This window comes from Streptomyces sp. NPDC006610 (assembly GCF_040611575.1).
Classification (GTDB): domain Bacteria; phylum Actinomycetota; class Actinomycetes; order Streptomycetales; family Streptomycetaceae; genus Streptomyces.
Map to the genome: position 1 here is coordinate 38,654 of NZ_JBEXOP010000027.1, position 13,711 is coordinate 52,364.

At 72.6% G+C, this 13,711-nt stretch carries 11 protein-coding genes and 1 riboswitch; of the genes, 6 read left to right on the top strand and 5 right to left on the bottom strand.

The window, feature by feature from the left end; genetic code table 11:
- Positions 1-18 precede the first annotated feature (18 nt).
- Entirely contained in the window at positions 19-1,278 is a 1,260-nt protein-coding gene (locus tag ABZY13_RS21770; RefSeq protein WP_356633171.1) for a citrate/2-methylcitrate synthase, read from the bottom strand.
- A 109-nt stretch (positions 1,279-1,387) separates the two neighbouring features.
- Between ABZY13_RS21770 and ABZY13_RS21775 the strand changes: the two genes are divergently transcribed.
- Positions 1,388-2,569 carry a citrate synthase gene (locus tag ABZY13_RS21775; protein ID WP_356633173.1) on the top strand — a complete coding sequence of 394 codons (1,182 nt, stop codon included), beginning with the start codon at positions 1,388-1,390 and terminating at the stop codon, positions 2,567-2,569.
- A gap of 186 nt (positions 2,570-2,755) precedes the next feature.
- Here ABZY13_RS21775 and ABZY13_RS21780 read toward each other — a convergent pair whose 3' ends face one another.
- Both ABZY13_RS21780 and ABZY13_RS21785 read right to left on the bottom strand, forming a co-directional pair.
- Positions 2,756-2,992 (bottom strand): hypothetical protein, encoded by a 237-nt coding sequence (locus ABZY13_RS21780; protein ID WP_356633175.1) that lies wholly within the window; start codon positions 2,990-2,992, stop codon positions 2,756-2,758.
- Between the two features lie 328 nt (positions 2,993-3,320).
- Positions 3,321-3,878, bottom strand: a complete 558-nt coding sequence (locus ABZY13_RS21785) for a DUF6082 family protein (protein WP_356633177.1) — start codon at positions 3,876-3,878, stop codon at positions 3,321-3,323.
- Positions 3,879-4,198: 320 nt separating this feature from the next.
- Between ABZY13_RS21785 and ABZY13_RS21790 the strand changes: the two genes are divergently transcribed.
- On the top strand, positions 4,199-5,302 hold the full coding sequence (locus ABZY13_RS21790; protein WP_356633179.1) for a GTP-binding protein: 1,104 nt from the start codon (positions 4,199-4,201) through the stop codon (positions 5,300-5,302).
- Here the strand turns inward: ABZY13_RS21790 and ABZY13_RS21795 are convergent.
- Positions 5,299-7,755, bottom strand: coding sequence for a DNA topoisomerase IV subunit A (locus tag ABZY13_RS21795; RefSeq protein ID WP_356633181.1), 2,457 nt, complete (start codon positions 7,753-7,755; stop codon positions 5,299-5,301). The two genes, ABZY13_RS21790 and ABZY13_RS21795, sit on opposite strands and share 4 nt — an antisense overlap.
- A gap of 533 nt (positions 7,756-8,288) precedes the next feature.
- Here ABZY13_RS21795 and ABZY13_RS21800 point away from each other — a divergent pair.
- The 4 genes from ABZY13_RS21800 (at position 8,289) to ABZY13_RS21815 (ending at position 13,211) form a co-directional block, all read left to right on the top strand.
- On the top strand, positions 8,289-9,671 hold the full coding sequence (locus ABZY13_RS21800) for a pitrilysin family protein (RefSeq protein WP_356633183.1): 1,383 nt from the start codon (positions 8,289-8,291) through the stop codon (positions 9,669-9,671).
- Complete coding sequence (locus tag ABZY13_RS21805) at positions 9,668-11,056, top strand: pitrilysin family protein (protein ID WP_356633185.1); 1,389 nt, start codon at positions 9,668-9,670, stop codon at positions 11,054-11,056. The genes ABZY13_RS21800 and ABZY13_RS21805 overlap by 4 nt, the downstream gene beginning before the upstream one ends.
- A 273-nt stretch (positions 11,057-11,329) precedes the next feature.
- Positions 11,330-11,497: riboswitch (cyclic di-AMP (ydaO/yuaA leader) on the top strand.
- A gap of 12 nt (positions 11,498-11,509) precedes the next feature.
- On the top strand, positions 11,510-12,274 hold the full coding sequence (locus tag ABZY13_RS21810; RefSeq protein WP_356633187.1) for a M23 family metallopeptidase: 765 nt from the start codon (positions 11,510-11,512) through the stop codon (positions 12,272-12,274).
- A 241-nt stretch (positions 12,275-12,515) separates the two neighbouring features.
- On the top strand, positions 12,516-13,211 hold the full coding sequence (locus ABZY13_RS21815; RefSeq protein WP_356633189.1) for a GntR family transcriptional regulator: 696 nt from the start codon (positions 12,516-12,518) through the stop codon (positions 13,209-13,211).
- 212 nt (positions 13,212-13,423) lie between these two features.
- Here ABZY13_RS21815 and ABZY13_RS21820 read toward each other — a convergent pair whose 3' ends face one another.
- Positions 13,424-13,705, bottom strand: a complete 282-nt coding sequence (locus ABZY13_RS21820; protein WP_356633191.1) for an HPr family phosphocarrier protein — start codon at positions 13,703-13,705, stop codon at positions 13,424-13,426.
- Positions 13,706-13,711: the final 6 nt, after the last annotated feature.

Here is a 13,711-nt window from a genome sequence, read left to right on the forward strand (position 1 = left end):
ACGGACGGGGCGCGTGTTCTAGTCCGGCAGGGGCTGTGGAGGCCTGGGGCCCACGTAGTGACCGCTGGGGCGCATGCGCAGCGGGCGCTCTGCGTACTCTTCCAGGGCGTGCGCGATCCAGCCCGCCGTGCGGGCCACGGCGAAGATCGTCTCGCCCGCCGCGGGGTCCATTCCGAACGACGCGGTGAGCACGGCGAGCGCCAGGTCGACGTTGGCGTGCAGCGGCGTGTGCCGGGCGGCCGTCTCGACGACGTGCCGGGCGGCGGCGAGGGCGGGCTGGGCGGCGGGGATGGCCTCCAGACGGGTGAACAGGGCCGTCGCGCGGGGGTCCTCGCCGGCGTACAGCCGGTGGCCGAGGCCCGGGATGCGCCGGCCGGCCCGCAGTTCCTCGGCGACCACGGGCATCGCGTCGCCGCGGTCCAGCACCTCGGTGAGCAGCCGGTGGGCGAGTCCGCTCGCCGCGCCGTGCAGGGGGCCCTCGATCACGCCGAGTCCGGCGGAGACGGCGGCGTAGGCGTGCGCCCTGGCCGACGCGGCGACGCGGACCGCGAGCGTGGAGGCGGCCAGGTCGTGGTCGACCAGCAGACCGAGAGCCATGTCGAGGGCGCGCAGCCCCGCCTCGTCCGGCGGGCGCACGCTCAGGCGCGCCCAGAGGCGGTCGGCGAGCGGGCCCTCGTCCTGGTTCCCGTCGCGCCCGACCGGGGGCAGGGCGGCGACGAGGGTGGGGATGAGGGTCCGCGCGGTGCCGAGCACCGCCTGTTCGGACAGGTCGTAGCGGAGCGGGTCGACCGCCGAGGCGGCGATCGCGGCGACCCGGAGCCGGTCGGTGGGGCCGCTGTGCTCGGGCAGCGCGCCGACCGCCCGCCGGGCGGCCGAGACGGCGGCCTTCGGCGCGGTGAACGTGACGCCGGGGGAGAGGACGCCGGTCCACAGCCACTCGGCGATCTCCTCGTAGGAGTGCCGGGTGGCCAGCTCCGTCGCGTCGACGCCGCGGAAGTAGTACCGGTCCTTGTCGATGAACGTGATGCGTGTGCGCACCGAGGGCTCGGCGGCCGGGGCCTGACCGCCGCCGCCGTCCCGGCGGTTGCGCCGGGCGAGCGCCTCGACCTCTTCCGCGTCGAAGGTGCTGCCCCGGCCGCCGGGTTCGCGCCTGCTGCTGAGCTGACCGCGGCTGACGTAGGCGTACACCGTCTCGGGCTTCACGCCGAGGAGTTCGGCGGCCTCCCTGGTGCTCAGCCGCCGGCCCGGCCGGGCCGGGTCGGGTTCTTGATCGCGCATGGGCTCACCGTATCGGCCTAGAGGATGCATTGACTGAACATTGATTTAATCAATGTTGACAGAGATTGAGTCAACCATGGACAGTCGAATCAAGTCCAGGGAGGAAAACATGTCCGTCAACAGGTCAGCAGCCACCTCTGTCGACGTGCCGCGGGGGCTCGCGGGCGTCGTGGTCACCGACACCCGAATCGGTGATGTGCGAGGACTGGAGGGCTTTTACCACTACCGCCAGTACTCGGCCGTCGAGCTCGCGCAGACCCGCGGGTTCGAGGACGTCTGGCACCTGCTGGTCCACGGCGAACTGCCCGACGCCGCGCGTGCCGCCGCCTTCACCGCCGAGACGGCCGCACTGCGCCGGCTGCCCGACGAGGTGTCGGCGGCGCTGCCGGTCATCGCCGCGGCCGGCGCGCGCTCCGGTCCGCTCGCCGGGCTGCGCACGGCCCTGTCCCTGCTCGGCGCGGCCCGGGGCTTCCGCCCCGTGTACGACATCGGCGCCGACCGGCGCCGCGCGGACGCCGTCGCCGCGACGGCCGCCGTGCCCACCCTCCTCACCGCGCTGCACCGGCTCGGCAGGGGGCTGGAGCCCGTACCGCCGCGCGAGGACCTGTCGTACGCGGCCAACTACCTGTACATGGTGACCGGCGAGGAGCCCGATCCCCAGCGGACGCGGGCCGTCGAGCAATACCTCATCTCAACCATTGACCACGGATTCAATGCGTCAACCTTCACCGCCCGGGTGATCGCGTCCACCGGCGCCGACGTCGCCGCCTGTCTCGCCGGTGCGGTGGGCGCCCTGTCCGGGCCGCTGCACGGAGGCGCCCCGAGCCGGGCGCTGGACACCCTGGACGCGATCGGCACGGTGGCCCGCATCGATCCCTGGATCCGGGAACGGGTCCTCGCCGGCGACCGCATCATGGGCTTCGGGCACCCCGTCTACCGGACGGAGGACCCGCGTTCGCGGATGCTGCGCGGCATCGCCCAGAAGTTCGGCGGCCCGCTGGTGGACTTCGCGGTGGAGGTGGAGCGGCGCGTCGAGGCGATCCTCGCCGAGCTGAAGCCCGGCCGCGCACTGCACACCAACGTCGAGTTCTACGCGGGCGTCGTCATGGAACTGTGCGGCATCCCGCGCGAGATGTTCACGCCGACCTTCGCGGCGGCGCGCGCGGTGGGCTGGAGCGCCAACATCCTGGAGCAGGCCGAGGACTCGAAGATCATCCGCCCGGCGGCGCGGTACGTGGGCCCCGAGGCGCCGGTGGACGTGCCCCGCGCCGGGGCGGCGCCGGCGGCCTGAGCCCGGCGGGGGCCGGACATGTGTGTGGCCTGGAGCCGTTCTGGCGCCAGGCCTCATCGGCGGGGCGTCGAGCGGGGTCGGGGTGCCGGGCTGCTCGCCGGCCCGGCTCCGGCGCGGGTGACGGTGGGCGTACGGCCGGGCGGTTGCGGGACGGACGCTCCGGGTGGACGCGTGCGCGTGCGGCGGTCATGCGTCGGGGATGTCCGCCTTGGCTCGGATCAGCGTCTCCCGGCTGACGATGACGATGCGTTCGTAGTCGGCGCGGGCGGCGTCCGCGGGCAACTCATGCTCCAGCGCCTCGGTGGCCTCGGTGCCGATCACGGCGAAGTTGCCGTCGCTCAGCTCGAAGACGTCCGGGCAGGTGGCTCCGGAGTTACTGCCCCGGGCGCTGGGAGGCACACCGATGCGGCGCACGATTTTCAAAGGTACCGATCCTTATGCAGAAGACTGGCCACAGTGGTGGGGAGAACGCTACTGGTGCGGGAGAGGCCGGTGTGACGGGATCGGCGAAAGTCACCGGTCGTCTCACCCGGTCGTCTCAATCGGTCGTCTCACCCGGTCGGCAGGCAGGTCGGCAGGCATGCAGCTCGGCAGGCAGGCAGGCAGGTCGGCAGGCAGGCAGGTCCGGCGATCGGGACGCGGATGGGTCCGCAGGCAGGTCGGCCGGTCCGCGGGTCGGCCGGCCGACGGGGCAGCGGTCGAAAGGCCGGCCGGCGGAAGCAGTCGACCGGCAGGTCAGTCGACCGGAAGGTCAGTCGCTCGGCGGGTTGCCGACCACCCACCACTCGTCCGTGTCGGCCTCGTCCAGATCACGGACCAGACCGTCGACCATGACGCCGAGCCGGGCCTCCTCGGACGACTCGTTGAGGGAGGCGCGCATGTGCCGGGACGCCTCCCAGTACTCGCGGAAGACCGGGCTCTGGAAGAACTCTCGCAGATGCCGGTACAGCTCCTCCCTGTCCAGCAGACCCGCGCGGTGCAGGTGATAGAGGTGGACGTACCAGGCGTTGGCGTAGAAGAACTGGCGGCGGCGCTCCGCCGGGATGCTCTTGTCGTAGGTGTCGATCACCGCGGCGAGCGAGGGGTCGTCGATCGCGCGGGTCAGCAGTTCCCACTGCATGCGCTGCTGGTGGGCCAGCGCCGTGCGCCTGATCGCCAGTTCCTCCAGTTCCAGCCGCCGCTCGTGCAGGCGCGCGTCGCCGTAGCGGCGTTGGCGTGCCGCCAGGGTGGCGGCGGCCGTGGCCGTGGTGGCGGCGAAGAGCGCGAGCGCGGCGGAGCCGAACCTCGCGCGGAACTTCCGTGTGGCCATGTCAACCCCCGGTTCAGGGCGGCGTCCGCCGGTCGTCGGGGTGCGGGCCGAGGGGAGGGGACCGGCGAGCGGTGGGTGGCGCTGGGCGTCTCCCAGGGTGCCGAGCGGCTCTGATCGGCGGGGAGGCGGAGAGAAGGCGCACGGAAGGAAGCGGGGTCGCACAAACCGGCGCCATGCCCAACGTCTGCCCCGCGAGCGCTGCTAACAATCGTTCACTTCGCGGTGATTCTCCGGGCTCGTATCCTGGGACGGCATTCCCATCCCGGTACGTGCGCCGGACCGCGAACCGGTGCACGCGTAGGCGTGAGAGAGGTCGCACAGTGGGGCAGAGCCCGACTCCGCAGCAGGATCCGGGCCGACGGCGGACCCCGGCCCGGCAGATCCCGGTCGTGATCCTCGCCGGGTTCCTGGGTTCCGGCAAGACGACCCTGCTGAACCATCTCCTCCACCACAGCGGAGGCAGCCGTATCGGCGCCGTCGTCAACGACTTCGGGGCGATCGAGATCGACGCGATGGCCGTGGCCGGCGCGCTCGGGGACTCCACCGTCTCGCTCGGCAACGGCTGCCTGTGCTGCGCCGTCGACGCCGGCGAACTGGACGTGTACCTCGACCGGCTGACCCGGCCCGAGGCGGGGATCGACGTCGTCGTCATCGAGGCCAGCGGGCTCGCCGAGCCGCAGGAACTGGTGCGCATGGTGCTGGCCAGTGAGAATCCGGAGATCGTGTACGGCGGCCTGGTGGAGGTCGTGGACGCGGCGGAGTTCGCCGCGACGCGCACCAGGCACCCGGAGATCGACCGGCATCTCGCCCTGGCCGACCTCGTCGTGGTCAACAAGACCGACCGCGCGCCGGACGCCGACGGCGTGCTCGCCGCCGTACGCTCCCTCGCCGACCGCGCGGCCGTCGTACCGGCCGCCTACGGCCGGATCGACCCGGAGTTCCTCTTCGACTGCAGGCCGTCGCGCGAGCGCATCGGCCAGCTGTCCTTCGACGACCTGCACGTCCACGAGGACGGCGAGGACGGCCACGCCGGTCACCTGCACACCGGGTACGACAGCCTGTCGTACGTCTCCGAAGTGCCACTCGACCCGAGGCGGTTGATGGCGTTCCTGGACAGCCGGCCGGACGGGCTGTACCGGATCAAGGGATACGTCGACTTCGGCGTCCACGACCCCCGCAACCGCTACGGCGTGCACGCCGTCGGCCGGTTCCTGCGCTTCTCCCCCGAGCCGTGGGGAGGGGCCGGGCAGCAGCACCTCACCCAGCTCGTCCTCATCGGCTCCGGCATCGACGCCGACGCCCTCCACAAGGAACTCCGGGCGTGCGAGGAGGACGCCCGCCACGCCGACGAACACGGCATGTGGGGCGTCCTGCGCTACGTACGCGACACGCAGGACCCCGATTCCGAGGAACCGCCCGTCTAGACCGGCCCGGCCACCGCCCCCACCGGCTTGGCCAGGGACACGCCCGAGCCGTCGCGGCGCGGGTCCATCTCGGGCAGGGTCGTCGGCGTGCCGTTCTTCTGCGCGGCGCGGGCCGGGGCGGCGCCCGCCCAGGCGAACGACAGGCAGTCCTCGCCCTTCAGGAACCGCTGGCAGCGGACCCCGCCCGTGGCCCGGCCCTTGCGCGGGAACTGGTCGAAGGGGGTCAGCTTGGCGGTCGTCTGGACCGAGTCGTCCAGCGTGCCGCGCGAGCCGGCGACGGTGAAGACGACCGCGTCCGCCGCCGGGTCCACGGCCGTGAAGGAGATCACCTTCGCCCCCTCCGCCAGCTTGATGCCCGTCATGCCGCCGGCCGGGCGGCCCTGCGGGCGGACCTGCGCCGCCTGGTAGCGCAGCAGTTGCGCGTCGTCGGTGATGAAGACCAGGTCCTCCTCGCCGGTGCGCAGCTCCACCGCGCCCACGATCCGGTCGCCCTCCCTGAGACCGATGACCTCCAGCTCGTCCTTGTTGGCGGGGTAGTCCGGGACCACGCGCTTGACCACGCCCTGTTCCGTGCCGATCGCCAGGCCCGGGGAGGACTCGTCCAGCGTGGTCAGGCAGATGACCGTCTCGTCGTCCTCCAGGGAGACGAACTCGGCGAGCGGCGCACCGCCGGACAGGTTCGGCGCGGCGGCCGTGTCCGGCAGCTGGGGCAGGTCGACGACGTTGATGCGCAGCAGCCGGCCGGCCGAGGTGACCGCGCCGATCTCCCCGCGCGCGGTGGCCGGCACCGCCGAGACGATCACGTCGTGCTTGGTGCGGCGGCCGTCGGAGTCCTCCGCGAACGGCTCGGCGTTGGCCGTACGCGCCAGCAGTCCCGTCGAGGACAGCAGCACCCGGCACGGGTCGTCCGCCACCTGCAGCGGCACGGTGGCCGTCGTGGACGCCGCCGACTCCAGCAGGACCGTACGGCGCTCGGTGCCGAACTTCTTGGCCACTGCTGCCAGTTCGGCGGAGACCAGCTTGCGCAGCTCCGCGTCGGAGTCGAGGATCCGCGTCAGCTCCTCGATCTCCGCGGTGAGCCGGTCCTTCTCGGCCTCCAGCTCGATGCGGTCGTACTTGGTCAGCCGGCGCAGCGGCGTGTCGAGGATGTACTGCGTCTGGACCTCGCTCAGCGAGAAGGCCTCCATCAGGCGCTCCTTGGCCTGCGCGGAGTTCTCGCTGGAGCGGATCAGGCGGATCACCTCGTCGATGTCCACCAGGGCCGTCAGCAGGCCCTCGACCAGGTGCAGCCGGTCGCGCTTCTTGCCGCGGCGGAACTCCGAGCGGCGGCGGACGACCTCGAAGCGGTGGTCGAGGTAGACCTCGAGCAGCTCCTTCAGGCCGAGGGTGAGCGGCTGGCCGTCCACCAGCGCGACGTTGTTGATGCCGAAGGACTCCTCCATCGGCGTCAGCTTGTACAGCTGCTCCAGGATCGCCTCGGGCACGAAGCCGTTCTTGACCTCGATGACCAGGCGCAGCCCGTGCTCGCGGTCGGTGAGGTCCTTGACGTCGGCGATGCCCTGGAGCTTCTTCGAGCCGACCAGGTCCTTGATCTTCGCGATGACCTTCTCCGGGCCGACCGCGAAGGGCAGTTCGGTGACGACCAGGCCCTTGCGGCGGGCCGTGACGTCCTCCACGGAGACCGTCGCCCGCATCTTGAAGCTGCCGCGGCCCGTCTCGTAGGCGTCGCGGATGCCGGCCAGGCCGACGATCCGGCCGCCGGTGGGCAGGTCGGGGCCCGGGACGTGCCGCATCAGGGCGTCCAGGTCGGCGTTCGGGTGCTTGATCAGGTGGCGGGCGGCGGCGATGACCTCGCGCAGGTTGTGCGGAGGCATGTTGGTGGCCATGCCGACGGCGATGCCCGACGAGCCGTTGACCAGGAGGTTGGGGAACGCGGCGGGCAGCGCGACCGGCTCGCGCTCCTGGCCGTCGTAGTTGGGATTGAAGTCGACCGTGTCCTCGTCGATCGACTCCGTCATCAGGCTGCTGGCCTCGGCCATACGGCACTCGGTGTACCGCATGGCCGCGGGCGGGTCGTCGTTGCCGAGCGAGCCGAAGTTGCCGTGGCCGTCCACCAGGGGCACGCGCATCGAGAAGGGCTGGGCCATGCGCACCAGGGCGTCGTAGATCGACGCGTCGCCGTGCGGGTGCAGCTTGCCCATGACCTCGCCGACGACGCGGGCGCACTTGACGTAGCCGCGGTCGGGGCGCAGGCCCATCTCGTTCATCTGGTACACGATGCGGCGGTGCACGGGCTTGAGTCCGTCACGGGCGTCCGGCAGGGCGCGGGAGTAGATGACCGAGTACGCGTACTCGAGGAAGGAGCCCTGCATCTCGTCCACGACGTCGATGTCGAGGATCTTCTCCTCGTACGAGTCGTCGGGCGGCGGGGTCTTCGTGCTGCGGCGGGCCATCGCTGCCGGCTCCTTGCTGAAGCGTTGGACGGATCTGACGCGGACCATTGTGGACCGCGGCACTGACAACGCGGACCCAGGACCCGACGTCGGCCACCCGACCCCACGCTGCCCGCAGGCTACGCGCCGTCGCCGTCGGACCTCGCGCCGCCCGCAGCCTACGGGCCGCGGCGGGCGCGTGTGCGCGGTGCGTGGTGGGCCGTCGTCCGCCCGTGGCCCGTCGCCCGTCCGTCGCCCATCCGCCGTCCGTCGGTTGTCCGCCGTCCGCCGTCCGCCGTCCGTCCGTCGGTTGTCGGTCGTCCGCCGGTGAGGGCGGGCGCGCCTCGGTCCGCCGCGCGCCCCTTGGGGCGACGCGCACCCCCCGCGGGCGATCCGCGCTCCCCGCGCGCCTCCGTCCACCCGTCCCGTCGCGTTTCTCGCTCTCGGCGTACCCGGGCCGGGAACTTCGCAGGGGGTCGCGCCGCTTGCATACAGTGGCAGGACCGGCAGGAAATCCGCGGTTTCACGACCGCATCGCGATCGAAGGGACGTACATGCCCATGGGTCACACGGCCACAGCCGAGGCAGGCTCCGGCGGCCTGACAGCGACCGAGCACCGCCTCGCCAACGGGCTGCGGGTGGTGCTCTCCGAGGACCATCTGACCCCGGTCGCGGCGGTGTGCCTCTGGTACGACGTCGGCTCCCGTCACGAGGTCAAGGGGCGCACCGGCCTGGCTCACCTCTTCGAGCACCTGATGTTCCAGGGCTCCGCCCAGGTCAAGGGCAACGGGCACTTCGAACTGGTGCAGGGCGCCGGCGGCTCGCTCAACGGCACCACCAGCTTCGAGCGCACCAACTACTTCGAGACCATGCCCGCCCATCAGCTGGAGCTCGCGCTCTGGCTGGAGGCCGACCGCATGGGCTCCCTGCTCGCCGCCCTCGACGACGAGTCGATGGAGAACCAGCGCGACGTCGTCAAGAACGAGCGCCGCCAGCGCTACGACAACGTCCCCTACGGCACCGCCTTCGAGAAGCTGACCGCCCTCGCCTACCCCGAGGGCCACCCGTACCACCACACGCCGATCGGCTCCATGGCCGACCTGGACGCGGCCACGCTGGAGGACGCCCGCGCGTTCTTCCGCACCTACTACGCGCCCAACAACGCCGTGCTGTCGGTCGTCGGCGACATCGACCCCGAGCAGACCCTCGCCTGGATCGAGAAGTACTTCGGCTCCATCCCGGCCCACGACGGCAAGCCCGCCCCGCGCGACGGCTCGCTGCCCGACGTCATCGGCGAGCAGCTGCGCGAGGTCGTCGAGGAGGAGGTCCCGGCGCGCGCCCTGATGGCCGCCTACCGCCTCCCGCACGACGGCACGCGCGCGTGCGACGCGGCCGACCTCGCCCTGACCGTCCTCGGCGGCGGCGAGTCGTCCCGCCTCTACAACCGGCTGGTGCGCCGCGACCGTACGGCGGTGGCGGCCGGCTTCGGCCTGCTGCGGCTGGCCGGCGCGCCCTCCCTGGGCTGGCTGGACGTGAAGACCTCCGGCGACGTCGAGGTGCCGGTCATCGAGGCCGCGATCGACGAGGAGCTCGCCCGGTTCGCCGAGGAGGGCCCCACGGCCGAGGAGATGGAGCGCGCCCAGGCCCAGCTGGAGCGCGAGTGGCTGGACCGGCTCGGCACCGTCGCGGGCCGCGCCGACGAACTGTGCCGGTACGCCGTCCTGTTCGGCGACCCGCAGCTCGCCCTGACCGCCGTCCAGCGCGTGCTGGAGGTGACGCCGGAGGAGGTCCGGGAGGTCGCCGAGGCCCGCCTGCGCCCCGACAACCGCGCGGTGCTCGTCTACGAGCCCACCCCCGGGGCAGAGACCCCGGCCGATGCCGCCGATGCCGCGGAAGCCGCCGAGTCCGACGACGAGAACGAGGAGGCGGCCAAGTGACCGAGCTCGCCACCATGGAATTCCACCCCCAGCCCCGCGCGGGCGAGCCCAAGCCGTGGGCCTTCCCGGCCCCCGAGCGCGGCAGCCTCGACAACGGCCTGACCGTCCTGCGCTGTCACCGCCCCGGCCAGCAGGTCGTCGCCGTGGAGGTCCTCCTCGACGCCCCCCTGGACGCCGAGCCGACCGGCCTCGACGGCGTCGCCACGATCATGGCGCGGGCCTTCTCCGAGGGCACCGACAAGCACTCCGCCGAGGAGTTCGCCGCCGAGCTGGAGCGCTGCGGCGCCACCCTCGACGCGCACGCCGACCACCCCGGCGTCCGCCTCAGCCTCGAGGTCCCCGTCTCGCGCCTGGCCAAGGCCCTCGGCCTCATCGCCGACGCGCTGCGGGCGCCCGCGTTCGCCGACAGCGAGGTCGAGCGCCTGGTGCGCAACCGCCTCGACGAGATCCCGCACGAGCTGGCCAACCCCTCCCGCCGCGCCGCCAAGGAACTGTCCAAGGAGCTGTTCCCGGCCACCTCACGCATGTCGCGCCCCCGTCAGGGCACCGAGGAGACGGTCTCCGGCATCGACGCGGCGGCCGTGCGCGCCTTCTACGAGAAGCACGTCCGCCCCGCGACCGCCACCGCCGTGGTCGTCGGCGACCTCACCGGCGTCGACCTGGACGGGCTGCTCGGCGACACGCTCGGCGCCTGGACCGGCTCCACGGCGCAGCCCCGCCCGGTGCCGCCGGTCACCGCCGACGACACCGGCCGCGTCGTGATCGTGGACCGGCCCGGCGCCGTCCAGACGCAGCTGCTGATCGGCCGGATCGGCGCCGACCGGCACGACCGCGTGTGGCCCGCGCAGGTGCTCGGCACCTACTGCCTGGGCGGCACCCTCACCTCCCGTCTGGACCGCGTCCTGCGCGAGGAGAAGGGCTACACCTACGGGGTGCGCGCCTTCGGCCAGGTGCTGCGCTCGGCGCCCGACGGCTCGGGCGCCGCGATGCTCGCCATCAGCGGCTCCGTGGACACGCCCAACACCGGCCCGGCGCTCGAGGACCTGTGGAAGGTGCTGCGCACGCTCGCCGCGGAGGGCCTGACCGACGCCGAGCGGGACGTCGCCGTGCAGAACCTCGTCGGCGTCGCGCCGCTGAAGTACGAGACGGCGGCGGCCGTGGCGAGCACCCTCGCCGACCAGGTCGAGCAGCACCTCCCGGACGACTACCAGGCCACCCTCTACCGGCAGTTGGCCGCGACCGGCACCGTCGAGGCCACCGCGGCGGTGGTCAACGCCTTCCCGGTGGACCGGCTGGTGACGATCCTGGTCGGCGACGCCGCGCAGATCAAGGCGCCCGTCGAGGCCCTCGGCATCGGTCCGGTCACCGTCGTGTCGGCCGAGTAACCGCGCCGGGCGGACGCGACGACCGCGCCGGGCGGCTTGCGCGGTACGACCGCGCGTGCGGCCCGCCCGACGGCACGCAAGCGCGTGACGGCCCTGGTGACCCGGGACGCCCCGAGTGTCACCAGGGCCGACGTATGCCCGAATTGGTCCAGGAGATGCCGCTCTGCCCTGTGGGATGCGCTACAAACCCCCGGCTGCGTTTGAGAATTGAAGACAGCCGCGCTTAGCGTCTTGCGGGCTGTCCGTCAGGCAGTGCGCCGCACCCGCGGCACCGGACAGTCATCGCCGAGTCCCCGTACGGCGCGAGCCAGGGGAGCCGGGGACCCAACCACCAAGTCCCTGGGGTGAATCGGACGCCCGCGCGCACGGCGAGGGAGTCCGTAGGAGACCTTCCTGCTCCGAACCCGTCAGCTAACCCGGTAGGCGAGAGGGAAGGAAAGGACAAGCCACTCCATGGCGTTCACCTGCGCCACCGGGAAGCACCGTCGTCCCGGCCGTATGCAGCGCACCACCGCCCGTATGGCCGGCGCCGCCGCCCTCACCACCAGCGGCGTCATGGGCATCCTCGCGGCCCCCGCGGGCGCCGCCGAACCCGCCGCCGGGCAGACCGGCCTGCTGCCGGTCGTCACCATCGGCGACTCGGTCGCCGAGCAGATCGACGCCCAGGCCGCCGCGCAGCACCAGGCCGCGGAGCGCGCCGCCGCCGAGGCGAAGGCGGAGGCCGCCGCGAAGAAGCGGGCCGAGGCCCGGGCCGAGCAGGCCCGCGCGGAGAGGGCCCGAGCGGCCCGCGAGGCCGAGCGGCTGCGCCTCAACACCTACGTGGCGCCGATCGCCGGCTCCTACGTCTCCACCGCCTACCGGGCGGGCGGCGCGGTGTGGTCCTCCGGCAGCCACACGGGCATCGACTTCCACGCCGCGAGCGGCACGCCCGTCCGCGCGGTCGGCTCCGGCACCGTCGTGGAGGCCGGCTGGGGAGGTGCGTACGGCAACCAGGTGGTCCTCCGGATGAACGACGGCACCTACACCCAGTACGGCCACCTGTCCTCCGTCGCCGTGTCCGTGGGCCAGAGCGTCACACCGGGGCAGCAGATCGGCCTGTCCGGCGCCACCGGCAACGTCACCGGGGCGCACCTGCACTTCGAGGCCCGCACGAGCGCGCAGTACGGCTCGGACATCGACCCGCTGGCGTACCTCCGCGCGCACGGCGTGAGCCTGTGACGCAACACGCCGCGTGAGCCTGTGACGGCGCCCCGCCGTGTGGGCCTCTGACGGCGCCCCAACCCGAAACACCCGCGGCCCCGGCTCCCCGAGCCGGGGCTTTCGGTCTTTTCGGACGTGCGTTGTCCAAAAAATATCCCTGGATTCCGGCCTGCCATCGGAAATTCCGGCCCGCTGCCATAGAGTCACTGAACACACGTCAATCGTCGACGTTTCACGGGGATTAAGGCGGAGGTCGGTCATGCGTATTCCGGCGCACTCGGTATGCACGGCGATCCGGGACGACATCGTCGCCGGTGTCTACGAGCGCGGCAGCCGGCTCACCGAGGAACTCCTCGCCCGCCGCTACGGCGTCTCCCGCGTCCCCGTCCGCGAGGCCCTGCGCACGCTGGAGGCCGAGGGCTTCGTGGTGACCCGGCGGCACGCGGGCGCGTGCGTCGCGGAACCCACCGAGCAGGAGGCCGCCGACCTGCTGGAGATGCGCATGCTGCTGGAGCCGCTGGGCGCCTCCCGCGCCGCCCAGCGCCGCACCGAGGCCCATCTGAAGGTGCTGCGCGGGCTGGTCCGGCTGGGCCAGGAACGGGCCCGGCGCGGCAGCAGCGAGGATCTGCGCTCCCTGGGCGGCTGGTTCCACGAGACGCTCGCCCAGGCCTCCGGCAGCCCCGCCCTGACCTCCATGCTGACCCAGTTGCGGCACAAGATCGCCTGGATGTACGCGGTGGACGCGCCCGCCAGCCCGTTGGAGTCCTGGACGGAGCACGGGGCGATCGTGGACGCCGTGGCGCGCGGCGACAGCGAGCGCGCGCGGGCGCTCACGGCGCTGCACACCGAGCGCGCGGCCGGTGCGCACCGGCTGCGTTTCTCGGGCGGCGCCGACCGCGCGGAGCGTGTGAGGACTTCGCAACATCCCGTAAACGTGACGGGCCTCCGATATTAACAAGAGGGCCGTATACAAAGAGAAGCAATTCGGCGGAGGCGTATTTCCGCTGCCCTTTTCCGGGTGCGTCGAATTCTTCCCGCACGCCCGTCGCGGAGAGTGGAAGTCGCGCCGGGCACAGAGCAGAAACCGCGCCACCCGGAACGGGCGACGCGGTTCATGGCATTGCCCCCGAGGGATTCCCGAGGGATCACCGAGGTATCACCGAGGGCTCAGACCGTCTCGGGCAGTTCCTCGAGTCCCTCCGCGACCAGCTTGGCCAGCCGGTCCAGGGCGGCGTCCGCGCCCTCGGCGTCCGAAGCCAGCACGATCTCCTCGCCGCCCCGTGCGCCCAGACCGAGAACGGCCAGCATGGAGGCCGCGTTGACGGGGTTGCCGTCCGCCTTGGCGACCGTCACCGGGACGCCTGCGGCCATGGCGGCTCGGACGAAGATGGAGGCGGGGCGGGCGTGGAGACCCTCGGCCCAGCCGACGTTGACGCGGCGCTCAGCCATGCGATG

Excerpts from the sequence above, each read along its gene's own strand:
- ABZY13_RS21770 (WP_356633171.1), bottom strand. The coding sequence starts at position 1,278 with ATGCGCGATCAAGAACCCGACCCGGCCCGGCCGGGCCGGCGGCTGAGC.
- ABZY13_RS21775 (WP_356633173.1), top strand. The coding sequence starts at position 1,388 with ATGTCCGTCAACAGGTCAGCAGCCACCTCTGTCGACGTGCCGCGGGGG.
- ABZY13_RS21785 (WP_356633177.1), bottom strand. The coding sequence starts at position 3,878 with ATGGCCACACGGAAGTTCCGCGCGAGGTTCGGCTCCGCCGCGCTCGCG.
- ABZY13_RS21795 (WP_356633181.1), bottom strand. The coding sequence starts at position 7,755 with ATGGCCCGCCGCAGCACGAAGACCCCGCCGCCCGACGACTCGTACGAG.
- ABZY13_RS21800 (WP_356633183.1), top strand. The coding sequence starts at position 8,289 with ATGCCCATGGGTCACACGGCCACAGCCGAGGCAGGCTCCGGCGGCCTG.
- ABZY13_RS21810 (WP_356633187.1), top strand. The coding sequence starts at position 11,510 with ATGGCGTTCACCTGCGCCACCGGGAAGCACCGTCGTCCCGGCCGTATG.
- ABZY13_RS21815 (WP_356633189.1), top strand. The coding sequence starts at position 12,516 with ATGCGTATTCCGGCGCACTCGGTATGCACGGCGATCCGGGACGACATC.
- ABZY13_RS21820 (WP_356633191.1), bottom strand. The coding sequence starts at position 13,705 with ATGGCTGAGCGCCGCGTCAACGTCGGCTGGGCCGAGGGTCTCCACGCC.